This window comes from Methylobacterium sp. ARG-1, assembly GCF_001262595.1.
Taxonomy (GTDB): domain Bacteria; phylum Pseudomonadota; class Alphaproteobacteria; order Rhizobiales; family Beijerinckiaceae; genus Methylobacterium; species Methylobacterium brachiatum.
This window is the reverse complement of sequence record NZ_LHCD01000015.1, coordinates 134,936-155,199: the sequence shown is the minus strand read 5'-3', so window position 1 is coordinate 155,199 and position 20,264 is coordinate 134,936. Positions and strand designations below refer to the sequence as shown.

The following is a 20,264-nucleotide window of genomic DNA, read 5'->3' as shown; positions in this document are numbered from 1 at the left end:
CGCGTCCCGCGCCGTCTCATGCCGCCACCCCTTCGCCGCTCGCCGCGAGGGGCTGCGGGTCTCGCGCCCGAAGCCTGACGCACAGGCTCCAGCCGCGGCGCAGCGGGACGAGCTCACCGCGGCACAGCAGCGCCTCGACAGTCCGGATCGGCAGGCGGCGGCCACCGCATTCCGCGCGATAGGCAGTAGGCTCGTCGCTGAGCTGAGGCCGCACCATCCGCCACCGGCCATGAGAGTCGGGGCGGCGCTGGGTCTTACGCACAGCGATCCGGCACACGCCCGCCTGGCGTATCATTGCCAGCACCGCGATCTGACGTGGGGTGAGCGGCTTCATATCCGCGCCTCCACCACCGGCAGCCCGGCCGCGCGCGCCTTGCGCACCATGTCGGCCGTGCCCGCGCCGCCTGGGAACGCGATCACCGCGTCGGGCCGGCCCTCGGCCAGCATCCGTGTGTTCCGCAGTGGGCCCACTTGCCGGCCGTACTGCTCCCAGTCCGCCCGGAAGCTCGACACCGGAATCCCGCTGGACAGGGCCCATTGCTCTGCGCCCGCATCTGCGCCGGTGGCCCCGCCCTGCATCACGTGCGTAATCAGTACATGCTGGGCGCGGCCGAGCGCATCTGCGCATTCCTCGGTCGCGTGCGACTCCAGCCAGTGCCAGACGAGCGACGGGTTGAGTTCGCGGCCTCCGCAGACGAGCACGCGCATCACGCGACCACCTCGCCCGCCGGTATGCCCACGCTGGCCGGCGTGTCGCCCGGGAAGCCGTCGTCGCTGTCGTCGGCCGGGCCGGAGTCCCGTGCATCGGCCGCGGCGGCGATCTCATCCAGCTCGTCGGCGATCTCCTCCAGGACCTTCTGCGCGCGCTCGGGCAGCTCACCGCGCCATTCAGCCAGGGCGAACGAGCCGTCCTCGGCCCGGGTGCGGGCATCGGCGAACAGGGCCTCCTTGCCGCGGCGCGGCCCATCGGAGCGCTTGTCGGCAGCGGGAACAGCCCCACCGCGCGCCCAGGCGGCAAGCTTGCGGCCCGCGTCCTCGTCGATCGCGATGCGCTCCGGGAAGAAGCCGCGATGCTGCTCTTGCACCTTGTGCGGCAGGTCGAACCGCGGGATCCCGGGGGAGTCCGGCGAGAGCGTGAAGCTCGCCGTCATCTCGTACATGAACCGCTTCTCGCAGATCGGCATCCAACCGAGCGGACGGACCTGCGTGCGGCCGCCTTCCCGGACGATCTCGATCTTCTCGTCGGCGCGCAGGCAGAAGATCAGCGTGGCGCGGCATTGAAGCAGCGCGTTCATCATCCGCTTGTGCGCGAGCTTGGGCTCCTTCCAGTTGCCCGGAGCCTTGGTGCCAGATTCCGCCAGCGCGTCGGCCCAATCGATGATGCCGCCCTCGCCGTCGTATTCGTGGCTGAAGCTGTCGAGGATCACGACCTCGGCGCCGGTAGCCTCGGCCGCAGCGATCGCCTCGACGAAGCGCCCCGGCTTGAAGGGTGGCCGCATGTCAGCGTGCAGGAAGCGGTGCTGCTCGGCGTAGTGCAGACCGCGCCGAGCCTCGGTGTCGATGAAGGCGATCTTGCCCGAAGGCGAGATGCCCTCGGCCAGGCGCAGGGCAGACTTCGTCTTGCCGGATCCGGAGGCGCCGGCGAGCGCGATGAGGAGCGAGACCTGCTCGCGAACGGCGGGGGCGAAGCTGAAGCTCACGCTGCGCTCTCCATATCGAGGGGGCGGAACGGGCTCTGCGCGATGTCGTACGAGACGCCGGAGAGCTGCGGGTCGAGCTCCTCGCGCTCGGACCAGCGGCGGGCGGCCCATTCGGGGTAGTCGAACCGGACGATCTGGGCGGGGTAGCCCGGCCACTCGCCGGTGGCTCGGCAGCGATTCCAGACATGGATCGCGGCGGCCATTTTCCGGGCGCCGATCTCCATGCCGGCGCCGTCGGCCTCGGCGACGCTGAGCGCGTGCGGGAACTCGTTCTCGACGAAGATCCAGCGGAAGCGGATGCGGCCGGCGAGATGCGGCAGCAGGATCGCGAGGACGTGCACGTAGAGGGCGGCCTGGACCTCCATCTGCATGCTCTCGACGCGACGGCCGAGCAGTTGCGGAGCGGCGGACTGATCGCCGGTCTTCACGTCCCAGATGATGGCGTGGGTCGGGTGGATCTCGACCCGGTCCATCATGATCCGGAGCCAGGCGCCGGACCGGTCCTGGGCGACCGCGACCACCTCGGCCGGCGCTTTGTTGAAGCCCTCACAGCCCGGGATGAGCGCGAGCTTCTCAGCGACCTGGTCAGCGAGCGCGTCGGCCTTCTCACCATCGGGCCGCAGGATGGGGCAGTGGCCATCCGCGTAGGCCTGCGTGCGCTGCGCTTTCGCTGCGGCTGAGCGATAGTCGTCGGCGTCGATCAGCACGACGTCCGCCCCCTGCCCGAGGATCAGCTTATGGGCGACGGTGCCGATCTCCTTTGGCCGGCTCGGGTCGCGCTCCGCCTCGATCTGGCAGCCCAGTCGCGGGTGCGCGATCCAGGCGTGCTGCGGGCTCGACTCCAAGAGCGTGCGGGCGATCGACGAGGACAGCGACGGCTCGGGTGCGCAGTCGGCGTGGTAGACATCAGCCGGCATCTGATAGAGGCCCGGGCCGCCGACGTAGCCGGCGAGGTGTGGCTTGATCTTCATGGCCATCACTCCGCCGCTTCCGTCTTCAGGCCGCGCCCCATCTGCCGAGCACAGCGATCGGATTCCGCTTGGGCCGCGACCTGGTGCTCGGGATCGAAGGGCGCGGCGATCGCCTCGGCGCAGAGGCGCTGCAGGTGGTAGCGAACCGCCTGCATGGCGGCGCCGCTGTTCAGCGCATCGCCGAACCGGACGTCCGGGCCGAACGCGCGAACGATCTCGACGGCGAGCTGGCGGTCCGAGCCGCTCGCCGTCAGGGCCCGATGCCCCTTTGTGTAGAGCGCCTGCGCGGCGCGCTCGGGCGTCATCTGCTCTGGGCGGGGCAGATGGTCCGCCGGCATGACGGCGCGGGTCATGACGACCTCCGGGGATGAGAAGGGCGGGAAGATCACAGGCGTCCCTCCGGGCTGCGGATGAGGAGGAGGAGCAGGACGGCGAGGCCAAGCAGCAGCAGCGCGGTCGGCGCGACGTCCGTGATGGTGACCGCCGGAGCCGGCTCGCAGATCACGCCGGCGGTGCAGAGCGTGATGCTCGCCGTCATGGCCGCACCAGCTCGAGCAGCGCGCGGCGCTCGTCCTCGCGCAGGTGGCGGAAGGCGGCGAGCAAGTCCGCCTCGTCATCGTCCTGGGCGGCCAGCGACGGCCGCTCGAAGGCCTGCGGCTCCAGTCCGAGCAGCTCGGCGATCACCGGGATCCGGGCGCGCGGCATGCGGCTGCGGCCGCTCTCGACGTGATGGATCATCACCGACGAGGTGCCGATGTGATCGCCGACCGCGCCCATGGAGAGCCCGCGAGCAACCCGGGCGGCGCGGACCATGGCGCCGACGGCGCGGCGGTGCTCGGCTGGCAGCGCGGGCTCGCGCCGGGTGGTGGCGGTCGCGCTCATTGGAAGCCCCCCACGGCTTCCCGCACCTGAACCCGGACGACTGCTGCCCGTTTCTCGACCATCTCCGGCAAGCCGGCGGCGATGACGCGCGCTAACCGAGCGCTGGCGTCTGGCGAACCACCCAGGGACACCGCGATGACGGCCGCGAGCGCGGACGCAACGCCTAGCGTCAGCTCGGTGCTGGCCTCGGTGTCACCGCAAGCCTGGGCCGCCTCGCTGATGCAGAGGCGTTCGATGCGATCGGCCGCGGCGCTCACAGCGTGCCCCCGTCGACCGCGGCCATGCTGCGTGCGGCCCGCACCTCGTCGAGATCCACGACGCCGGCCGGCAGCGGCTCGGCATCCATGTTGATCGCGTGCGCCCCGCTGTGGAGCATGAGCGCCTCGACCACGGTGAGCGCGCCCGCCGTGTCCTTGCGGCTCAGGGCCATGCGGATGACCGCCAGCTCCTGGACGGCCACGGCATGCGCCAGCGCGAGGCGCTGGATCTCCAGGCGATGGATGCGATCGGACCGCACCGCGCGCTCGGCGAAGGTGTGCAGCTGATCGAGCTCGTGCTGGGTCACGATGATGGCGGGCTGCGAAATCACCTATGTGCTCCGTTGGCGAAAGGGCTGAGGTCGCGGGCGATGGCCCGGCATTCGGCAGCGTCCGCCGTCGTGCGGTGGACGTGGATCTCGGTGCAGCCGGAGTGGCGCATGCGGAGCAGCCAGGATTCGGCGCTGGCACGATCGAGCCCGGACGCGACGCCGCGCCGGTGGGCGTTACCGCCCTCGTCCCGGGCGATGCCGATCACGACGATGCGCGTGGCCTCGTCGGGTTCGAGCTCGTGCGGCTTGTGAATGCGGGCGACGTAGCGCCGGCCCGAAGCGCCGCGCCACGCCGTCATCGGGATCGCGCGTGTGCTCCTCCGTCCGGCCTCGGACAGCATCAGTTCCTCGCGGGGCAGGAGGTCGATGACGGCCATCACGCGGCCTCCGTCTTGGCGCCGCAGGGCTCGGTAAAATCGACATCCTCGCCGCCGAGCACCTCGGCGCCGCAGGTGAAGCGCCATGCGCCCCAGCCGGTGTTGAAGCCCGGCGCTCGACAGGACGGGCATTCGACCTGCCGCAGATCGAGGTAGTCGCCGAAGCCGGCGCCCTGCTGCGAGGCCACGCACACGGCCAGCAGCGCGAGGCGTCGATCGCCCGCGAGATTGATGCAGCTGTCGCCATCGACAGCGAAGCGGAAGGTGCGCTGGGCGGCCATCAGTGCGCCTCCTCGAGCGAGAGGCAGCGACCGAAGCGAGCGAAATACTCGCCGGCAGCCAGGTGTGCGGCCACAGCCTGCTCGGCCGTCATCGGCTGGGCGGTGTCGGCACGCGGGAAGAGGTCAGGCCGCAGGTCATTGCGGGACACCCCAGTGACGGCGGCGACCGTGTCCACATGACCGGTCGGGCAGAAAACCCAGCCGGTCACGGTCGAGACGTGCAGGCCGAGCTGTTGCGCCAGACGAGCGGCGCCACCGGCTACGTTGACGGCCCGGCGCATGGCGGCCGAGGCGCGCATGGCCTGGGCGGTGGTGGCGAAGCGCGGGCGGGCGGCCATCACGCCACCTGCCGGATGATGGCGCCGAGCCGGCAGCCGGCGTCGTGGCCCATGCGCTGCGGGTTGCCACAATGCGGGCAGCCCGGCTCGCTTGTGCCGGCCTCGCAGCGGATCTGCGCCGACCATTCCAGGGCGACGACCTCAGCGCGGCCGCGTGCGACCTCGTGGCTGAGCACGGCCTGGAAGAACTTGCGCTCGACGGCGCGGGCGGTTGAGCCGGCCATCAGTGAGCGGCCCGGTAGGCAGCCACGTGATCGACGATGACGCCCGGCACGAACGGGCTGAGGCCGATCGTCAGCATGGCGAGACCGACGTAGGTCATCACCTCGGGGAGCGGGGCGGTTGAGAGGTAGAGGTCGAGGGCGGTGAGCATCGGGGGCTCCATCGGCTCGGTGAGCGGCGATGGAGCCGATACTACGCATCGTGCGTAACGGCTGTCAACGCATATTGCGTAGCGGTTGGGAATTGACGCTTTGGCGCTCTACCGGATGCGTTGTCCACAACCGCGCACAGCCCAACCCACGGTGGCGTCATGCGATTTCAGATTGTGCGCGAAACCCGTAGATTTGTTCTTGTTGCGTTCTAATTTCAGGCTCAAGTTCTGATCGTCAGAACGCGAACAAGGTCAAGCGATGGCCCATACGCAGTATCACGCAGTACAACCATTTGTTCGCGGCGGTCGTGGAGGAATAGCTGCGGCCGCTGTCAGGCAGTGCCCTAGCGCTGAAGCTGCAAAGCGGCTGGCCGAACGTCTCGTCGGTTATAAGAAGGCCGTCGGCGCGCTAGCCTATTCACGTCCTGGGTCCAGCAGCGCAGATGAATACGCAGAGCCCACGTTCTTGGCACGCATCGGCGAGGTGCCGGAAACTGACGAATATTAGCGCGGCTTGATCCAGGCGACCTTGGCGGACCACTCAATCCCATCCACCTCAATCGGCGGTAAACCGCCGGTTGAGACGAGAAAATAGGGGCCGTTGTCCCGCCCACGGAAGACCTTCTTCACGTAGACCTCGTCCTCCGAGATCCACACAACGCATAGCTGTCCAATCCACTCATCGGGCAAGCCGCGAACACGATCGTCATAGTAGATTAGCCAGTCATCCTCGGCGAGGCCGGGCATGGAGTCGCCTCGGACGCGAGCAGCCACCGTATTCGGCGATGATCCTGGTGGCCTTGCTGCGCGGTCATAGCCACCCTGTGGCTCACCGTTGAAGACTATGCGAGCGCCCGCGCCGACATCGCCAACGATCGGCACCGTGTCATCCTTTGGCGCCTCCAATCGCGGGCCGCCCTCAAGGATCCACTCCCAACGCTCCTTGTAAGCCGCGCCATAGCGCTTGGCGGTGTCGCGGCTCGGGTTCCTGTCGCCGTTCTCATGGCCGAGATAGGTCGGCACCTTCCAGCCAAACGCACGTGCTGCGTCGGTTGCCGTTTCGAAGCCGGCCTTCTTGCGGAGATACTGGAGGCGCTCAGCGATCGTATCCATGACCCGCGCTTCGCACAAAGCGTTACGCAATGTGCGTTGACAACCGCTACGCATCAGGCGTAGCGTTCTCGTCGCCAGGGAATCCGTCGCCGAAATCATCGCTGCACTCGGGGAGCCCACTGCCTTTGGCGTGATCTGCGGGTTCTCAAAGAACCCTGGCGCGCGCGGCAGCGACATGCGCCAGCGCAGTTCAATTCCGGTCATCTACTGGCCTCTGATCGTCGACGCGGCCCGCGCGAGGGGATTGGCGATCGACAACGACGTCCTTGTGCACGTGCATCTGCCGAATGATCGGCGGACGCAGCTGACGTCCGTCGAAGAAGCGGCTGCCTGATGTCGGCCGCCGGAGCGCTACTAACCGCCCCGTTCATCGTATCCGCCGCCGTTCTAGGCGCCGCGCTCCTCTGGTGCCGCGGCCTGTTCCCGTTGGTCGTCACGACGCTCGGCGCCGGCCTCGTCTGGGCGCTCGTCGTATGAGCGTCTCATCCCCTTCGCGCTTCGGCGCGTCCGACCTCGACCAGGGCCTCCGCAGGACTGCCCTGTGCGGACCCCGTACGCCGGGCACGGGCCGAGAAAGCCCCGGCATCTCTTCATCGCGTGCCATCGCCGTCGCCAGCGTCGAGGCCGCGGCCTCGGTGGCGGTCTCCAGCGTGGAGCCCACCGTGATCGATGCTCACTCTCTCCTGACGCTCGGCCTAGCGTGCCGCCGGGCCGCGATGGCGTTCGCTGTGCAGTCCGCCGCTCTGGGCCGGGCAGCGCGCTCTGCCGGTCGTATCGAGCCGCAGGAGGCCATCGAGGCCGCGCAGCACGCCTTCGATATGGAGCGCGCGGCCCAGCACCTTCAGGCCGAGGCGCAGGACGCCGAGCTGCTGTCCTGGCTTGCCCATCGTGCGGCCGGTGGCTCGGTGATCCTGGTCGCTGCGCGGCCAGTCATCGTTGCGCGGGATGAGCGTGCCCCGGAAGCGGTGACGCTCGTTCAGCGCCTGGGCCGTGCGGTCCAGCGCCTGCCCGTATTCCGGCGGGCTGCCTGATATGACGATCTGCGCGCCCATGATCTCACCGGTCGGGCCTCGTGCCCGCGCGCAGGATACCGCCCGGATCGTTGCGCCGTCATGGCGTCTACGGGCTCGGTCAACCATTCGTTTTTCCCCTCGCTCTGTTGCGTTCCTCGCCGGAGCTGAGGCGCCCCGCGGCCTTCGATTGAGACTCGGACCCGCCGCGGGGTCCGCCCTTTCCGCACCTCTGCCGTCGTGCCTGCCAGCTGCTGGCCGGGGTGCTTTTCGTGTGTCTGCACAGGTTCTCCACACCCTGGGAGATCGCTGATGTCGGCCGCCTCCTGCATCTCCGGCCCGTCCTCATCCCCGATGTTCACAGCATCGGGGAATGACATGCGGAAGTCTGGGTCCAGCGATACCCAAGGATGGGTAATCGAGCCCCAAAGATGGGTGGCGCAGTGGCGCCAGATCCATCCGGTGAAGGCGGCTCAGTGCGTCGCCGAGGCGATCAACGCGCCCGCGCGCACGGTCGAAAAGTGGTTCAGCGGAGAGGCCAAGCCCTCGCTGGATTACGTCGGCCCGATCCTGAACCGCTACGGCCTGGCCTTCGTCGTCGGCGCCATGGCGAACCCGGTGCCCTGGCTCGACGACCTCGCCCGCGAAGAGCGGAAGCTGAAGCTCCTGGCTGAGCGGCGGGCCATCGACGAGATGCTGGCCGAGGACTTCCGGAGGGCGTCGCGATGAGGCCGATCCGCTTTCATGTCCTGCGCCTGCTCGAGTGGGTCGCCCAGCTGGACGAGGCCCGGGCCAACGCCCGCATCCGCTCGATCGTCGCTTTCCGGAACCGGCGTGCCGCCGACGCCAAGCGCTACGGCGCCGCCGCGGACGCGATCTGCCCGCCGGCCGAATGGAATCCGCGGCTCTGGGAGCGCGACCAGGATCCCCGCACCGACACCCGGGAGCGCCGGCCATGACGCTCCTCGATCTCCGCTTCCCCGGCTGAAAGGCCCGCCCACGCGGGGCGCTCCCGCGCGACTGGAGCACACAATGTCCGAACAGCAGCCCGAAACCGGTATCGCCGTCGACTTCACGGTGCAGGTCGTCGCCAGCTACGTCCGCGGCAACCACGTCGCAGCGTCCGAGCTGCCAGCGCTGATCGCGTCCGTGCACGCGGCGATCACCGGCCTCGGCCAGACCGCGATACCGGCTGAGGTCGATGCGACCCGGCCCAGCCAGTCCGAGATCCGCAAGTCGATCCGGCCCGATGGCCTGGTCAGCTTCATCGACGGCCGGTCCTACAAGACTCTGAAGCGCCACCTCACTCGGCACGGGCTTGACCCGCACACCTACCGCCAGCGCTTCGGCCTGCCCGCCGACTACCCGATGGTCTGCGCCAGCTACAGCGCCCAGCGCTCCGTGCTCGCCAAGAACCTCGGGCTCGGTGTCGTCGGCGGCCAGGCCGCCCGGAAGCCGCTCGCCGCGGTCGCCTGATTCAATCCTGACCTGATCCCGGCCCGCTCCTGGGCCGGGCGCCAATCCGGGGCGCGACCGGGCAGATGGAGAGCGTGATGGCAGCAGCACAACACGGGAATGGTTTCGACCCGAAGCGCACCAAGGAATGCGTCGATCGCATCGAGGCGCTCGCTGCGAAGAAGCAGTCCCTGCACATGACGTACATGTCCGAATGTGCGGTCATCAACGAAGACATCGGCGATGTGTACGAAGAGGCCAAGAATGCTTGGCACATCCCGAAGAAGGCGCTCAGGACCGTCATCAAGGCGCGCTCGACTGAGCGGAAACTCGAGGAGCTGCGCAACGATCTCGACCTCGTCGATCGTGAGAGCTTCGATCAGATCCGGCATGCGCTCGGCGATCTGGCCGATACCCCGCTCCGTGCCGCCGCGATCTCGGACTCTGATGCCGACAAGGGCGGCAAGGGCACCCGCCAGACGCGGAAGGAACGCGACGCAGCGCTCGATGCCGTCTCGACCGGGAACGGCGCTGAGAAGCTGGCTACTGGCCTCAGCAAGCTGAACTGATCGGACGCCCGTGGCCTATACCGGCATCATCATGTCCCTCGACCTCGCCGGCAACGCCGGCGTTGGCGAGGGCCGGCCCGGCGAGGTTCCTCGCCTCTACGACGTCGAGTTGCGCCGCGAGGGCGACGACTGGGAAGACACGTGGAGCCGGGCGATCAGCTGGGTCGCGGACCGGCTCTATATGGAGCGCTCTGCGGTCGAGGCCGGTGATTTCCGCATCATCGTCGAAGCGCCGATCTTCGCCGGAAAGACCAACGCCAAGAACGCGAAGTCCGAGCTCGTCACCAAATGCCTCTGGGCCTGCATCACCGGCTTCGCGCGGGCGCGTGGCGTCATGGTCAGACGTGTCGGCGTCAACACGGTGCGCGCCCAATTCCTCGGTAAAGGCGACCTACCCGGCGATGCCGCGAAGCGTGAAGCGCGCCGCGTGTGCCGCGCGCTCGGCTGGAATCCACCAAGCCTCGACGCAGCCGATGCCGGCGCGCTGTGGTGGTACGCCAGCAATCTCTGGGCGCCCAACGCGACGCCGCCGGTTCACCCCCTCCTGCTGAAGCGGAGGGAGGCATGAGCTCCATTCTTGCCGATGGGAACGTGCGCCTGCATGCGGGCGACTGCATCGAGGTGCTCGCCACGCTGCCGCCCGACCGCTTCGACGCATGCGTGACGGATCCGCCCTACCATTTCGCCTCGATCATCAAACGGTGGTCTGGCGTCGATCCATCGTCACGGACTTCCGCCGGCGCCATGGGCCGGCATTCGCGTGGCTTCATGGGACAGACCTGGGACGGAGGCGATATCGCCTTCCGACCCGAGACCTGGGCCGCCGTCCTGCGCGTGCTGAAGCCAGGCGCTCACTTGGTTGCCTTCGGCGCACCGAAGAACGTCCACCGCCTCACCTGCGCCATTGAGGATGCCGGGTTCGAGGTTCGCGATCAGCTCATGTGGCTCTTCGGAACCGGTTTCCCCAAGAGCCATGACGCTGAGAAGGCGCTCGGCAAGGTCACGGATAGCGACCTGTTCCGCGAGGCCGCCGCTGCCGCATCCGACAAGTGGGCGGGCTGGGGCACGGCGTTGAAGCCGGCCTACGAGCCGATCGTCCTAGCGCGCAAGCCGCTTGCGGGCACTGTCCAAGAATGCCTGCGAGAGCACGGCACGGGAGCGATCAACATCGATGCCTGTCGTGTTGCTACCGATGAGGCACTGGTCGGTGGCGCTGGCCTTCTGCGGTCCCACTACCGCGATGGTAAGGCGGCGCCCGGTGTCGAGAGAAACGGATTCGAGCCGTCCACGGCCGGCCGCTGGCCCGCGAACATCGTGCACGATGGCTCGCACGAGGTAGTCGCGGCATTCCCAAAGCAGGCTGGCGCGCAGGCGCCCGTGCATCGTCGCGGATCGGACAAGTTCCGGACCACGTACGGCTCCTTCGCAGACAACATCGACGAGGCTGGAAGCACGTTCCGTGGCGATTCCGGCTCGGCGGCTCGGTTCTTCTACTGCGCCAAGGCGACCAAGGCGGACCGGGCCGGTTCGAAGCATCCGACCGTAAAGCCGATCGCGCTGATGCGGTGGCTCTGCCGCCTCGTAGCGCCGCCTGGCGGCTTGATCCTCGATCCATTCGCCGGGACGGGAACAACCGCCGCGGCGGCTATCGCCGAAGGCTACCGCGCCGAGCTCATCGAGCGCGAGGAGGCCTATCGGGCCGACATCGTTCGTCGCTTCGGCGGTGATGATGGGCCCGCAACTATCGCGGCCGCGGAGTGACGCCCATGCGCTGGGTTCTCGCCCGATCAGGAGCGGTCCTCTACCGCGGCAGCCGCGAAGACGTGCTGACCGCCGCCGAGCGCTACGGCCTCGTGTGCCACGTCGTGCCAGAGGTGCGGGCCCCGGTGCCCGGGCGCGGCTTCTACGACGACGGCGCCGAGATCCCGCCGCGACTGATGCAGAACGCCGTGATCTTGCCGGAAGAGATGCTGCCGGCCCGGCTCCGGAGGCGCGCAGCATGAGCCGAGATCCCGACAACGTCGTGGCGTTTCGCCCGCCGACAGACCAGGCCGCGCCGCCGCACAACATCGAGGTGGAGCAGGCGCTGCTCGGCCTGGCGATGATGCGGCCCGAGGTGGTGCCGGCGATCGCGCAGATCGTGCGCCCGGAGCACTTCTACTTCGCCGACCACCAGGAGGTGTTTGCCTGTATCGAGTCGCTGGTGGCCGCCGGCTGCCCGCCCACCCCAATCGCGGTGAAGGGCTACCTGCAGCGGCCGCAGATCGGCGACCGCCCGGCGCTGGCCTACCTCGCCGCCTGTGCCGGCGACACGATGGGCCTCGACGCCACGGGCTATGCGGCGATCGTGCGGGACCTCGCCTCGAAGCGCTCACTGCTCGCAGTGGCCGAGAAGCTGACCGAGATGGTCCGCACGTCGCTGCCCGGCACGGCCGCCCAGGCGATCATCGATGAGACCGAGCAGGCGCTGCTCGATGTCCGCGCCATCGTCCCGCAGGCGCACCTTGCAGGCCAGTCCGCGCCCGAGGCCAGCCGCTGGATGCTCGACCGCATCAACCAGCTGAGGACCGGCATGATGGAATCCACCGCGATCTCGACGGGACTGTCCGAGCTCGACCGGGTCACGAACGGCGGCTTTCAGCGCGGTCAGCTCTGGCTGCTCGCGGGCCGGCCCGGCATGGGCAAGACGGTCGCGATGACGACCCTGTCCCGGCTCGCCGCGCGCGAGGCCGGCGTGCTCGTCTACCAGTGCGAGGTGACCCGCGATCAGCAGATCGCCCGGTATCTGTCGGATCTGTCCTACGTCCACAACCGGCCGCTGACCTTCGGCAAGATCATGGCCGGCGTCGAGATCGACGACGAGGAGGCCTGGAGGATCGAGCAGGCCGCAGCGAGCTTCGACAAGCTCCACCTGCGCCTGGAATGCGAGCCTGGCGTCACGGTCGCCCAGATCGCGTTCGGGGTGAAGGCCGAGAAGCGGCGGCTCGCGAAGATCGGCGTGCGCCTCGGCGTCGTGTTCGTCGACTATCTGAAATTCATCAAGGTCTCGGACCGGTATCAGGGCCAGCGCGTGCTGGAGATCGGCGAGATCTCGGGTGCCCTGAAGCAGCTGGCCAAGGCCGAGGATATCTGCGTCGTCCTGCTCGCCCAGCTGAACCGCGGGGTCGAGAAGCAGGAGCGCGAGGATCGCCGGCCGACCCCGGCCGACCTCCGGGATTCCGGCGAGCTGGAGCAGGACGCCGACGCGGTCCTGCTGCTCTTCCGGGAGGCCGTCTACGTCGAGCGCAAGATGAAGGCGTCGCCCACGCCGGAGCTCGCTGACCGCATGATGCAGGTCCAGCACCGGCTCGAACTGATCCTCGGCAAGAACCGATCCGGGCCGCCCGTCACGCTGCCGCTTTGGTGCGACGTTGCCCATTCCGCCATCGCTCAGACATCGAGAGGGGGCTTCTGATGGCCCGAATCCGCACGATCAAACCCGAGTTCTGGACCTCCGAACAGGTGATGGAGTGTTCGACGAACGCTCGACTCCTGTTCATCGGCCTCTGGAATTTTTGCGACGACGCCGGCCGCATGGTCGCCTCGGAGAAGCGTATCAAGGCGAGCGTCTTTCCGTCCGACGACTTCACGGCCGAAAACGTTCGCCGAATGCTCGACGAATTATCGTCGAATGGCCTGATCCTCCTCTATGTCGTTGATGGCAAAGAGTATCTTCAGGTGACCGGCTGGCACCACCAGAAGATCGACCGGCCTCAGAAGTCCAAGATCCCCGATCCGCCCGACCCCAATTCGCCGAACGGTCGTCGAACGATCGACGTAGGAAGGGAAGGGAATGGAATGGAAGGGAAGGGAGATAAAACCCCCGCCGCCGTGGCTCACCCCGCGCGCCCGACGCTGAACCAGGCCGAGTCGGCTGCCGTCGCGACCGCCGAGGCGGCGGGGCCAGGCCGGGCCGAAGGCTGGAACACCCGGGCCAACTTCGACCGGGTCGAGGCCCGGGTGCGCTCAGCCCTCGACGGCGGCCCCCAGGATCTCCGGATCGGCCCGATCGCCAAGCTGGAGGCCGACGGGCTCGACCTGGAGGCCGAGATCGTGCCGGCCCTGCTGGACATCGCTGCCTCGTCCCGGATCCCGATTCGGACCTGGACGGTCTACGCCGACCGGGTCGCCGAGCGGGTAGCGGCGCAGCGGCAGAGCCGTGTCGCCCAGGGTCTGGCCGCAGTGCCGGCAGCCCCAACGCCCGCCGAGGACCTCGTCGACCTCGGTGTCTCGGGACAGTGGCCTGAGCCGACGCTGCGGAAGTGGATCGAGCGGTTGCGCCAAGACGCCGGCAGCTGGTCGGAGGCCGTGTTCGGACCGCCCCCGGGACAGCCCGGATGCCGGATCCCGCCCCGGCTGCTGCTTGAGGCGGCGTGATGGTCCTCCACCGCCGCATCTCCGGCTCCGCCCTGCGCTGGGAGCGCATGCACCGGGATGCCGCGAAGGCGCTGGCCGCCCAGGCGGCGGAGGCCATGGCGACCCGGGCAACGTCGGGGCTGAACCCTCCCCCCGCTGCGAGGGAGGGTGCCGCGGGTGAGCCCGTCCTCGGCGTACCGATATCGGAACAAGATCAGGGACTTGAGCTGCGGGCCAACGCGCATGCCGCGCGACGGGGCCAGGATTCGTCAGGTGTGTGAGGGGTGTAGCGTGAGCCAACGGCTGACCCGGAAGCAGCGGCTGCGGTTGAAGTTGGAGCGGGAACGGGCCCACAAGGCGTTCATGCGCCGCGGCGAGATCCTGCAGGACGAACGGGCCGAGCGCGACGCGGCCGACGCCGCGAAGGCGAACGAGCCTACGGAGAGCCCACGGGAGCGGCACGAACGGGAGCGCCGAGAGCGGGAGGCCGAGCGCATCGCCGAACGTCGCGCCGAGCACGAGCTGCCGGCCGGCAAGCAGTGGGCCATGGTGCAGGCCTGCGTCGGCCACACCGGCGAGCTGTGCGAGAAGCTCCGGAACGCCGGCATCCCGTTCTTCCGGCCCCGAGACGAGATCGAGCAGCGGCTCGCCTCGGGACGGATTCGGCGGATTCGCATGCCGCTGTTCGACCACACCGTCTTCGTCGGCCTGGAGCACCGGGGCCAGCTGGAGCGCTTGGCCGTCGAGCATCCCTGGCTGATGGAGCGGCGGGTCTACGGCACGATGCCGTGCCTGCGCCACGACCGGGCGTTCGCTTGGGACGTCGAGCGCGTCGAGCGACGGCAGACCGGGGTCGACGAGGCTGGCAACCCGGTGATCGATCCGGTGACCGTACCCGACCAGGAGATGCGCGACTTCGCGGAAGTCCTGATCGGCTCGGCTCCATCCATCGACGACCTCGACCGGATCGAGATCGGCGAGGCGGTGCGAGTCGTCGACGGCGCCTTCGCCAGCTTCGACGGCGTGATTGAGGAGGCCGACGTGGCCCGCGATCGCTACAAGGTCGCGGTCAGCATCTTCGGCCGGGCCACGCCCGTCGAGCTCGAGCGCCAGCAGTTCGAGCGGGTGTGACATGTTAATTCATCGCGATGACACGTTTCATATAAAAACGATGATGATATAGCGATAGAGAATAAGATGGCATCATTGGCTCGCAAGACATGCAAACAAGTACAACAAAAGCTAATGCAACAGACCTGACCAAGTGGGATGAAATTAAGTTAATTGCCGACACTTATATGAAGACATGGGCCATATTTGTCGCGTGGTTCAGTTGGTTCTTCGGCATCAATGTTGCGGCAATGGCATATGTCGCTGTATCAGACAAACCGATTAGGCCGGAGCTGATATTTCCATTGTGCGCATTCATGGCGCTGTGTGTCGTGTTTGGTTCAACTGCGGCCGTTCTGATTTCTATGTATAGTCACAATTGCAAAAAGCGCGTCAAAACTATCTCATTGCGATACAAATACGACATAGATACGAATGCTGTTCTGGCGAGTCCTGCACTAAATATAGCAGGATGGGTGATATTAGCTTCTTTGATTTGGACTTTGCTTGCTTGGGTCGTGATAGCACTTTGGCACGCAGAAATTTTGCGGTTCGGCTGAGCGAATTCGGACCGGAGGTCTGGCGCTCATGCCGACCTACTTGACTCGATCGACAAGGTCTGAATCTATGCGTGCTGCACCGTTCGCGGTGTCGGATCGACCGCCCCTTGTACTCCCCGCTTATGCGGGTCGAAGGATGAGCAGCGCGGCCCGGAGGGAGGTTTCGGCCCCCCCCTCTTTGCTACGGTTATGCCTCAGCGATGACGGTCAGAGGTGGCTCTTTAGCCAGCTGCTGCCTCTCTGGGAGAAACCTTTCCAAGCAGCTGGCGCTCCGACTGTTCCAACAAATAACTCGTCGTTATTGTCTAGAAATCTTCCTAGATCGTCTCTGATTTGAACGGCAGTGTAGCTTGATACTACTAGCCATGTCGAATCCAGGTGATGCCAATAAGTCGGGAATAGTTCTTTGATGCGATCTGTTAGAGCCTTATTGCGGGCGGAATAGTTCGCACCTTCCCGATTTAGATCGTAGCCAATGATGTACGTCGCCATTCAGACATGCTCCTGACTTGCATTCAGAGCCTGGGGCGGCAGGCTTGAGCAGTCAACAAGCTTACAACCCCCAAAGGGATAGGGGGGTCGGATTAAGGATCGCGAGCAAGGGAGCAGCAACCGAATGGGAAGCCATTTTCCGAGACGCGATCGGAAAAAAATTCGCTGAGCGGTCGTTGAATGCCCCAGCCCCTGCGCGCCCGCGCTCCGAGGCCGACCAAGATCCTGTCGAAGCGCTACGAGCGCACCTCGGCGACGGATCGGGGTTACGATCACGTCTGGCGGAAGGTCTCAGCGGAGCACCGGCGCCGGCATCCGTTCTGTGTGTGGTGTGACCAGAACGGCCAGCTGACCTTCGCGAAGCTGGCGGATCACAAATACCCAGTCTCGGACGGCGGGCCGATGTTCGACCCGGAGAACCGGTGGAGCCTGTGCCTGACGCATCACGGCGTGAAGCGGGAGATGGAGGAGTTCGCTCGCCGGACCGAGCAGCTCGATCGGCTCCCGATCTGGTGTGATGATCAAGCGGAGCGGCCGCGGCAATTTCGGTAGGCTAGCCCGTTCTGGTCTCCAAATCAGATACTTGGTGCCCATAGCGAGGGACTGCTATCGACCCAACCCAGCCGCCCGGATCGCCATGGCAGCTTCTCCGAAGCGGCCATGCGTCTGCCTTCCGGCAGGCGCTACTCGCACTGGGCCTGAAATGGACCGGGCGAGCACCAGCCTCTCTCACCGACGCCGGATGTCACGACCAGATATAGAAAGCCTGCCGCGAACACCACGCCAGCGAGAACGGCGATCACCAGCGTTCGAAGAGCATCACGGATCATGACAGCCCCCTTCCTCATGCAGCCTTCACGCGGACTGTACGGGCTTCTGCAGTCGGTCGTGGCCGGTCCCCCTGATATTTCCGCTTCAATGCATCCGCCGTCCGGAAGCGGACGGGCAGAAAACGACCCAACCCAGCCGTTTGTGCCGCCGTCGGCACTTCCCCATAGCAGTCATTCGCCTGCCGTCCGGCAACGTCGGCTCGGCGCGCCGAACCGTCATGGGATCGACGCACGTAAGCGAATAGCTTCGTTGTCCCATTAGTCGACCTCGACATAGTGCCCCGGCAGATCCGCATAAGCGCATCTATCTCGACCAATCTACGACGAAAATGGGCATCATCAGATAAATAGATCTAAATTTTTCGAACCGACGCCAAGCGAATGAATTTTATAAGCGTCGGATTATTGGGCAACAAAAATCGACTATCGGAACAGAAAAACGGGATTGTGCGAATTCTAAAAGTCCATCCTGGCCTCGCTCCGATGCATAAATACCTGTCGTCGAATTAGAACGTAAGCGTTCAACTCGCCGAACCCTTTAAGAAAGAGTTTACCGCGCTCTTCTAAATGATAGTTTTCTTTCAAGCGCCAATAAGTTGTCTCCGTGACCTGGATCTGACCTTGTTCAGAACTGTGCTCCATTCTGCTGGCGAGGTTCACCGTATCCCCCCATAGGTCGAACGAGAGCTTTCGGAGTCCAATAACGCCGCTGATAAGCTGCCCCGTAGCTATTCCTACTCTAACTGCTATGGGGTAGCCGCTCCGTTGAGCAAAGCTTTCAACCTCAGAAACTAAATCTAAGGCAAAATTGGCCATTGATTCGGCCGCGCTCCGTGTTTCACCATAAATTCCAGAGACAGCCATGTAGCCGTCGCCGATAGTTTTAACCTTCTCGACGCCGTGAATTTCGGTAAGGCCGTCAGCAATAGAGAATATCTCGTTCAGAACCTCGACCAAGTGGTGGGGCGAGAGCTGCTTTGTTAATGTGGTGAATCCTACCAAATCAGCAAATAATACATGCGCCTCGCCATGGGATTCGGCGATGACTTGATCGCCTTGTTTCAGGAGCGCCGCAATATGGCGAGGTAGCATGTTGTCGATCAATGCCTCCGATCGCGCGCGCTCGCTTTCGATCGCCTTGTCTTGAAGGAAGCTCGTGCGCTGCAGACTTTCGTAGCGAAACGTAACTATAGATCCTGCCGCGATGGCCGAAATGATAAAGAAGTTGTTCGCTGCCGCTAAATCTGCCCGCAGGTCGGATGCCAACACGGCCGCATTGTAGGCTAGCATCAGGCTGAGTCCGCCAAATAGAGAGGGCACAAATAGCAATCTGAAGAAGCCGAAATTGAACATCAAACATAATACAATGCCGCTCATGCCCACAGTAAGACCGTTTTGCATGTTCGAAATTATGAAGACAACGCTAGCTCCAGCAAGAAATACGTCTAAGGCAAGGACTGCTTGGGGCAGCCGATCGCCGCCGAAAAACGTCATAGATAGCAATAATAAGGCGGTCACTGAAAAGCGGACCGCCAAAGAAAGCGCTACGATCTCCGGGGCTGTTATGTAGTCCCAAATCGCGAATGATAAATAGATTGACGAACCTAGCGCCAAGGCCGACTTCGACGCATTAGAATAAGCTTTGGCATAGTGAGACTGAAATTCTTCCTCTAGATCGGCGGGAAATGACGGGAACATTGCACGCTCCATCATTTAATGACATCCTATCATTGGGATTCCGCTCCAGATATTTATCGGAACGATTTGAGGTGCTGCACCGTCTATTATATAAAGGGCAGTGCTCCGGTGTTGTTTCTACACGGATTCCTGGACCTGCCGTGCATATATCGGCATGCCATGGGTCCTGTATAGCGAGAGTAGTTTGCCTGCTATCGTGCTTTCGTGCTCTCCATCTTGGGGCCCTGTGCAGTCGGTCAGCATAATAATCCGGCCTGATTGCGGCACCGCATTCCAGTCGGCCGGGCGGGGCTTAGTCGCTTCACCTGACCAAGGGCAAGCCCGCATGGGCCTAGCCACCCTCGCGGATCACCCTTCGGGAGATCGTTACCTTCAAAGTGCTAGGGGCAGTCTGCTTCTTCGTTTCAGATGAATGCAGCAGCCGGACCGCTACCAGCTATGCTCTGTCGTTCAGGGCCGCTCAGACGTCCAGCAAGCGGACCTTTCGAAGGTCTGAGAAGGGTCGCGAGCAGTCACGGAGATGACGTCCGCTTCCGTGCATCGCCGCCCGGAAGGGGACTGGCAGAAAACCACCCGTTGCAGAAGGTTGGAAGGTCCGCTTCCAGGCAGTACGGTAAGCGGCGGATGCGGCTACCGGCTAGATATCAAGCCCCCCGGGCCAGCGCCGCATCCTCCGCCTCCATTGCCGCGACTAGGGCAGCGAGCTTCACTGGATCGAGCCGACCCTCGGTGCGCACGGCGCTGCACAGGTCGATGCCGTAGGGCCGCACCCGCCGGATCGCCTCGCCCACGTTAGCCGGGCCGATGCCGCCGGCCAGGAAAACCGGCGTGCCCGGCACCGCCAGCACCAGCTCGCGGCTGACCTCCCAATCATGCACTCGGCCAGTGCCGCCCAGCTCGCGCACCGCGGCCGAGGGGCGCCCAGAGTCTAGCAGGAGGGCGTGGACATGGGGTGCTACCCGCCGCGCCTCCGCCACGGCGTCAGTGCCCTCCACATGCAGCACCTGCACGACGCGCACGTGCGGCAGCTCCGCCCTGAGCACGGCGTAGGTCTCTACCGGCACCGCGTCCACGAGCTGTACGGTGTCTACCTGGCACGCAGTCACATGGGCCACCACGGACCTGGGCTCGGTGCGACTGGTGAGTAGGAAGCGCGAGACGGGCGGCGGGACGGAGGCGGCGATCTCCGCGATGAGCGCATCGGCGATGACGCCCGGCCCGCTGGGCATCTGGGCGACTAGGCCCAGAGCGGAGGCACCCGCCATCGCGGCCGTCCTTGCTTCCTCGACTGACGCAATGCAGCAAACCTTCAGCCGTGTCTTCATGACTCTGCCTCCGCTGATGGCCGGCAAGTGGCGGGTGATCCGCTCCGCGTCCCAGCCCCTGTCCGCACCCAATTGGACACCCTGCACGGGGCGCGGACCAAGCTGTGCCAGCGTAATGGCCGCTGGGATACGGGGGCGCCGGAGCGCCCTTACGGACGTGTAGTGAACTTCCAGATCATGGTCGATCAGCTTGGGC

30 protein-coding genes and 1 pseudogene are annotated in these 20,264 nt (G+C 65.7%); 13 read left to right on the top strand and 18 right to left on the bottom strand.

The genetic code is table 11. From position 1 onward, the window contains the following. Positions 1–16: 16 nt before the first annotated feature. The 15 genes from AKJ13_RS15930 to AKJ13_RS15870 all read right to left on the bottom strand — a co-directional run bounded on the left by AKJ13_RS15930 (position 17) and on the right by AKJ13_RS15870 (position 6,828). A complete protein-coding gene (locus AKJ13_RS15930) occupies positions 17–334 on the bottom strand; it encodes a hypothetical protein (protein ID WP_050734229.1) in 318 nt (105 codons plus the stop codon). After that, complete coding sequence (locus AKJ13_RS15925) at positions 331–708, bottom strand: SLOG family protein (protein ID WP_050734228.1); 378 nt, start codon at positions 706–708, stop codon at positions 331–333. The genes AKJ13_RS15930 and AKJ13_RS15925 overlap by 4 nt, the downstream gene beginning before the upstream one ends. Continuing rightward, positions 708–1,700: an AAA family ATPase gene (locus AKJ13_RS15920; protein ID WP_050734227.1), complete on the bottom strand. Its 993-nt coding sequence runs from the start codon at positions 1,698–1,700 to the stop codon at positions 708–710. The genes AKJ13_RS15925 and AKJ13_RS15920 overlap by 1 nt, the downstream gene beginning before the upstream one ends. Beyond that, the gene (locus AKJ13_RS15915; RefSeq protein ID WP_050734300.1) at positions 1,697–2,671 is read right to left on the bottom strand and encodes a PD-(D/E)XK nuclease-like domain-containing protein; all 975 of its coding nucleotides are present in this window, start codon (positions 2,669–2,671) and stop codon (positions 1,697–1,699) included. Before AKJ13_RS15915 ends, AKJ13_RS15920 begins: the two co-directional genes overlap by 4 nt. A gap of 5 nt (positions 2,672–2,676) precedes the next feature. Further along, the gene (locus AKJ13_RS15910) at positions 2,677–3,024 is read right to left on the bottom strand and encodes a hypothetical protein (protein WP_244471623.1); all 348 of its coding nucleotides are present in this window, start codon (positions 3,022–3,024) and stop codon (positions 2,677–2,679) included. A gap of 32 nt (positions 3,025–3,056) precedes the next feature. Beyond that, the gene (locus AKJ13_RS31900; protein WP_160320609.1) at positions 3,057–3,209 is read right to left on the bottom strand and encodes a hypothetical protein; all 153 of its coding nucleotides are present in this window, start codon (positions 3,207–3,209) and stop codon (positions 3,057–3,059) included. Continuing rightward, complete coding sequence (locus AKJ13_RS15905) at positions 3,206–3,553, bottom strand: helix-turn-helix transcriptional regulator (protein WP_050734225.1); 348 nt, start codon at positions 3,551–3,553, stop codon at positions 3,206–3,208. Before AKJ13_RS15905 ends, AKJ13_RS31900 begins: the two co-directional genes overlap by 4 nt. Further along, on the bottom strand, positions 3,550–3,810 hold the full coding sequence (locus AKJ13_RS15900; RefSeq protein WP_050734224.1) for a hypothetical protein: 261 nt from the start codon (positions 3,808–3,810) through the stop codon (positions 3,550–3,552). The genes AKJ13_RS15905 and AKJ13_RS15900 overlap by 4 nt, the downstream gene beginning before the upstream one ends. Further along, positions 3,807–4,142: a hypothetical protein gene (locus AKJ13_RS15895; protein ID WP_050734223.1), complete on the bottom strand. Its 336-nt coding sequence runs from the start codon at positions 4,140–4,142 to the stop codon at positions 3,807–3,809. Before AKJ13_RS15895 ends, AKJ13_RS15900 begins: the two co-directional genes overlap by 4 nt. Next, positions 4,139–4,519 carry a hypothetical protein gene (locus AKJ13_RS15890; protein WP_050734222.1) on the bottom strand — a complete coding sequence of 127 codons (381 nt, stop codon included), beginning with the start codon at positions 4,517–4,519 and terminating at the stop codon, positions 4,139–4,141. Before AKJ13_RS15890 ends, AKJ13_RS15895 begins: the two co-directional genes overlap by 4 nt. Further along, entirely contained in the window at positions 4,519–4,800 is a 282-nt protein-coding gene (locus tag AKJ13_RS15885) for a hypothetical protein (RefSeq protein ID WP_050734221.1), read from the bottom strand. Before AKJ13_RS15885 ends, AKJ13_RS15890 begins: the two co-directional genes overlap by 1 nt. Continuing rightward, entirely contained in the window at positions 4,800–5,138 is a 339-nt protein-coding gene (locus AKJ13_RS15880; protein WP_050734220.1) for a YdaS family helix-turn-helix protein, read from the bottom strand. The genes AKJ13_RS15885 and AKJ13_RS15880 overlap by 1 nt, the downstream gene beginning before the upstream one ends. Further along, positions 5,138–5,362, bottom strand: a complete 225-nt coding sequence (locus AKJ13_RS15875) for a hypothetical protein (protein WP_050734219.1) — start codon at positions 5,360–5,362, stop codon at positions 5,138–5,140. Before AKJ13_RS15875 ends, AKJ13_RS15880 begins: the two co-directional genes overlap by 1 nt. Then, positions 5,362–5,511: a hypothetical protein gene (locus AKJ13_RS31895; RefSeq protein ID WP_160320608.1), complete on the bottom strand. Its 150-nt coding sequence runs from the start codon at positions 5,509–5,511 to the stop codon at positions 5,362–5,364. Before AKJ13_RS31895 ends, AKJ13_RS15875 begins: the two co-directional genes overlap by 1 nt. A 504-nt stretch (positions 5,512–6,015) precedes the next feature. Beyond that, positions 6,016–6,828, bottom strand: a complete 813-nt coding sequence (locus AKJ13_RS15870; protein WP_244471622.1) for a S24 family peptidase — start codon at positions 6,826–6,828, stop codon at positions 6,016–6,018. 129 nt (positions 6,829–6,957) lie between these two features. Between AKJ13_RS15870 and AKJ13_RS31890 the strand changes: the two genes are divergently transcribed. Next, on the top strand, positions 6,958–7,101 hold the full coding sequence (locus AKJ13_RS31890) for a hypothetical protein (RefSeq protein WP_160320607.1): 144 nt from the start codon (positions 6,958–6,960) through the stop codon (positions 7,099–7,101). A 218-nt stretch (positions 7,102–7,319) separates the two neighbouring features. On the opposite strand, the gene AKJ13_RS15860 is transcribed toward AKJ13_RS31890, so the two are convergent. Beyond that, positions 7,320–7,676 (bottom strand): hypothetical protein, encoded by a 357-nt coding sequence (locus tag AKJ13_RS15860; protein WP_050734216.1) that lies wholly within the window; start codon positions 7,674–7,676, stop codon positions 7,320–7,322. A gap of 393 nt (positions 7,677–8,069) precedes the next feature. Here AKJ13_RS15860 and AKJ13_RS15855 point away from each other — a divergent pair, with 393 nt between their 5' ends. The 12 genes and pseudogenes from AKJ13_RS15855 to AKJ13_RS15800 all read left to right on the top strand — a co-directional run bounded on the left by AKJ13_RS15855 (position 8,070) and on the right by AKJ13_RS15800 (position 16,767). Next, positions 8,070–8,363 carry a hypothetical protein gene (locus tag AKJ13_RS15855; protein WP_244471621.1) on the top strand — a complete coding sequence of 98 codons (294 nt, stop codon included), beginning with the start codon at positions 8,070–8,072 and terminating at the stop codon, positions 8,361–8,363. Further along, positions 8,360–8,593: a hypothetical protein gene (locus tag AKJ13_RS15850; RefSeq protein ID WP_050734214.1), complete on the top strand. Its 234-nt coding sequence runs from the start codon at positions 8,360–8,362 to the stop codon at positions 8,591–8,593. Before AKJ13_RS15855 ends, AKJ13_RS15850 begins: the two co-directional genes overlap by 4 nt. A gap of 73 nt (positions 8,594–8,666) precedes the next feature. Beyond that, positions 8,667–9,110: a MucR family transcriptional regulator gene (locus AKJ13_RS15845; RefSeq protein ID WP_050734213.1), complete on the top strand. Its 444-nt coding sequence runs from the start codon at positions 8,667–8,669 to the stop codon at positions 9,108–9,110. Between the two features lie 77 nt (positions 9,111–9,187). Next, positions 9,188–9,658 carry a DUF2312 domain-containing protein gene (locus AKJ13_RS15840; RefSeq protein ID WP_144426272.1) on the top strand — a complete coding sequence of 157 codons (471 nt, stop codon included), beginning with the start codon at positions 9,188–9,190 and terminating at the stop codon, positions 9,656–9,658. Positions 9,659–9,668: 10 nt separating this feature from the next. Beyond that, the gene (locus AKJ13_RS15835; RefSeq protein WP_050734211.1) at positions 9,669–10,226 is read left to right on the top strand and encodes a hypothetical protein; all 558 of its coding nucleotides are present in this window, start codon (positions 9,669–9,671) and stop codon (positions 10,224–10,226) included. Further along, positions 10,223–11,419: a DNA methyltransferase gene (locus tag AKJ13_RS15830; protein WP_050734210.1), complete on the top strand. Its 1,197-nt coding sequence runs from the start codon at positions 10,223–10,225 to the stop codon at positions 11,417–11,419. Before AKJ13_RS15835 ends, AKJ13_RS15830 begins: the two co-directional genes overlap by 4 nt. A gap of 5 nt (positions 11,420–11,424) precedes the next feature. Further along, complete coding sequence (locus AKJ13_RS15825) at positions 11,425–11,661, top strand: hypothetical protein (protein ID WP_050734209.1); 237 nt, start codon at positions 11,425–11,427, stop codon at positions 11,659–11,661. After that, complete coding sequence (locus AKJ13_RS15820; protein WP_050734208.1) at positions 11,658–13,112, top strand: DnaB-like helicase C-terminal domain-containing protein; 1,455 nt, start codon at positions 11,658–11,660, stop codon at positions 13,110–13,112. Before AKJ13_RS15825 ends, AKJ13_RS15820 begins: the two co-directional genes overlap by 4 nt. Beyond that, positions 13,112–14,074 (top strand): hypothetical protein, encoded by a 963-nt coding sequence (locus AKJ13_RS15815; RefSeq protein WP_050734207.1) that lies wholly within the window; start codon positions 13,112–13,114, stop codon positions 14,072–14,074. Before AKJ13_RS15820 ends, AKJ13_RS15815 begins: the two co-directional genes overlap by 1 nt. A 948-nt stretch (positions 14,075–15,022) precedes the next feature. Then, positions 15,023–15,184 (top strand): annotated as a pseudogene (locus AKJ13_RS30495) (transcription termination/antitermination protein NusG); the annotation flags it as partial. An 89-nt stretch (positions 15,185–15,273) separates the two neighbouring features. Next, positions 15,274–15,723 (top strand): hypothetical protein, encoded by a 450-nt coding sequence (locus tag AKJ13_RS31395; protein ID WP_144426271.1) that lies wholly within the window; start codon positions 15,274–15,276, stop codon positions 15,721–15,723. Between the two features lie 672 nt (positions 15,724–16,395). Next, entirely contained in the window at positions 16,396–16,767 is a 372-nt protein-coding gene (locus tag AKJ13_RS15800) for a hypothetical protein (RefSeq protein ID WP_050734204.1), read from the top strand. Between the two features lie 734 nt (positions 16,768–17,501). Here the strand turns inward: AKJ13_RS15800 and AKJ13_RS15795 are convergent. Together AKJ13_RS15795 and AKJ13_RS15790 are read right to left on the bottom strand one after the other, a co-directional pair. Next, positions 17,502–18,758: an adenylate/guanylate cyclase domain-containing protein gene (locus AKJ13_RS15795; protein ID WP_082316977.1), complete on the bottom strand. Its 1,257-nt coding sequence runs from the start codon at positions 18,756–18,758 to the stop codon at positions 17,502–17,504. Positions 18,759–19,387: 629 nt separating this feature from the next. Beyond that, the gene (locus tag AKJ13_RS15790; protein ID WP_050734299.1) at positions 19,388–20,068 is read right to left on the bottom strand and encodes a phosphoribosylanthranilate isomerase; all 681 of its coding nucleotides are present in this window, start codon (positions 20,066–20,068) and stop codon (positions 19,388–19,390) included. Positions 20,069–20,264 lie beyond the last annotated feature (196 nt).

What these genes read in the sequence shown, in the direction of transcription:
- AKJ13_RS15930 (WP_050734229.1), bottom strand. Translation starts at nt 334, where the DNA reads ATGAAGCCGCTCACCCCACGTCAGATCGCGGTGCTGGCAATGATACGC.
- AKJ13_RS15925 (WP_050734228.1), bottom strand. Translation starts at nt 708, where the DNA reads ATGCGCGTGCTCGTCTGCGGAGGCCGCGAACTCAACCCGTCGCTCGTC.
- AKJ13_RS15915 (WP_050734300.1), bottom strand. Translation starts at nt 2,671, where the DNA reads ATGAAGATCAAGCCACACCTCGCCGGCTACGTCGGCGGCCCGGGCCTC.
- AKJ13_RS15910 (WP_244471623.1), bottom strand. Translation starts at nt 3,024, where the DNA reads ATGACCCGCGCCGTCATGCCGGCGGACCATCTGCCCCGCCCAGAGCAG.
- AKJ13_RS31900 (WP_160320609.1), bottom strand. Translation starts at nt 3,209, where the DNA reads ATGACGGCGAGCATCACGCTCTGCACCGCCGGCGTGATCTGCGAGCCG.
- AKJ13_RS15905 (WP_050734225.1), bottom strand. Translation starts at nt 3,553, where the DNA reads ATGAGCGCGACCGCCACCACCCGGCGCGAGCCCGCGCTGCCAGCCGAG.
- AKJ13_RS15890 (WP_050734222.1), bottom strand. Translation starts at nt 4,519, where the DNA reads ATGGCCGTCATCGACCTCCTGCCCCGCGAGGAACTGATGCTGTCCGAG.
- AKJ13_RS15885 (WP_050734221.1), bottom strand. Translation starts at nt 4,800, where the DNA reads ATGGCCGCCCAGCGCACCTTCCGCTTCGCTGTCGATGGCGACAGCTGC.
- AKJ13_RS15880 (WP_050734220.1), bottom strand. Translation starts at nt 5,138, where the DNA reads ATGGCCGCCCGCCCGCGCTTCGCCACCACCGCCCAGGCCATGCGCGCC.
- AKJ13_RS15875 (WP_050734219.1), bottom strand. Translation starts at nt 5,362, where the DNA reads ATGGCCGGCTCAACCGCCCGCGCCGTCGAGCGCAAGTTCTTCCAGGCC.
- AKJ13_RS31895 (WP_160320608.1), bottom strand. Translation starts at nt 5,511, where the DNA reads ATGCTCACCGCCCTCGACCTCTACCTCTCAACCGCCCCGCTCCCCGAG.
- AKJ13_RS15870 (WP_244471622.1), bottom strand. Translation starts at nt 6,828, where the DNA reads ATGACCGGAATTGAACTGCGCTGGCGCATGTCGCTGCCGCGCGCGCCA.
- AKJ13_RS31890 (WP_160320607.1), top strand. Translation starts at nt 6,958, where the DNA reads ATGTCGGCCGCCGGAGCGCTACTAACCGCCCCGTTCATCGTATCCGCC.
- AKJ13_RS15860 (WP_050734216.1), bottom strand. Translation starts at nt 7,676, where the DNA reads ATGGGCGCGCAGATCGTCATATCAGGCAGCCCGCCGGAATACGGGCAG.
- AKJ13_RS15850 (WP_050734214.1), top strand. Translation starts at nt 8,360, where the DNA reads ATGAGGCCGATCCGCTTTCATGTCCTGCGCCTGCTCGAGTGGGTCGCC.
- AKJ13_RS15845 (WP_050734213.1), top strand. Translation starts at nt 8,667, where the DNA reads ATGTCCGAACAGCAGCCCGAAACCGGTATCGCCGTCGACTTCACGGTG.
- AKJ13_RS15840 (WP_144426272.1), top strand. Translation starts at nt 9,188, where the DNA reads ATGGCAGCAGCACAACACGGGAATGGTTTCGACCCGAAGCGCACCAAG.
- AKJ13_RS15830 (WP_050734210.1), top strand. Translation starts at nt 10,223, where the DNA reads ATGAGCTCCATTCTTGCCGATGGGAACGTGCGCCTGCATGCGGGCGAC.
- AKJ13_RS15825 (WP_050734209.1), top strand. Translation starts at nt 11,425, where the DNA reads ATGCGCTGGGTTCTCGCCCGATCAGGAGCGGTCCTCTACCGCGGCAGC.
- AKJ13_RS15820 (WP_050734208.1), top strand. Translation starts at nt 11,658, where the DNA reads ATGAGCCGAGATCCCGACAACGTCGTGGCGTTTCGCCCGCCGACAGAC.
- AKJ13_RS15815 (WP_050734207.1), top strand. Translation starts at nt 13,112, where the DNA reads ATGGCCCGAATCCGCACGATCAAACCCGAGTTCTGGACCTCCGAACAG.
- AKJ13_RS31395 (WP_144426271.1), top strand. Translation starts at nt 15,274, where the DNA reads ATGCAAACAAGTACAACAAAAGCTAATGCAACAGACCTGACCAAGTGG.
- AKJ13_RS15800 (WP_050734204.1), top strand. Translation starts at nt 16,396, where the DNA reads ATGCCCCAGCCCCTGCGCGCCCGCGCTCCGAGGCCGACCAAGATCCTG.
- AKJ13_RS15795 (WP_082316977.1), bottom strand. Translation starts at nt 18,758, where the DNA reads ATGATGGAGCGTGCAATGTTCCCGTCATTTCCCGCCGATCTAGAGGAA.
- AKJ13_RS15790 (WP_050734299.1), bottom strand. Translation starts at nt 20,068, where the DNA reads ATGAAGACACGGCTGAAGGTTTGCTGCATTGCGTCAGTCGAGGAAGCA.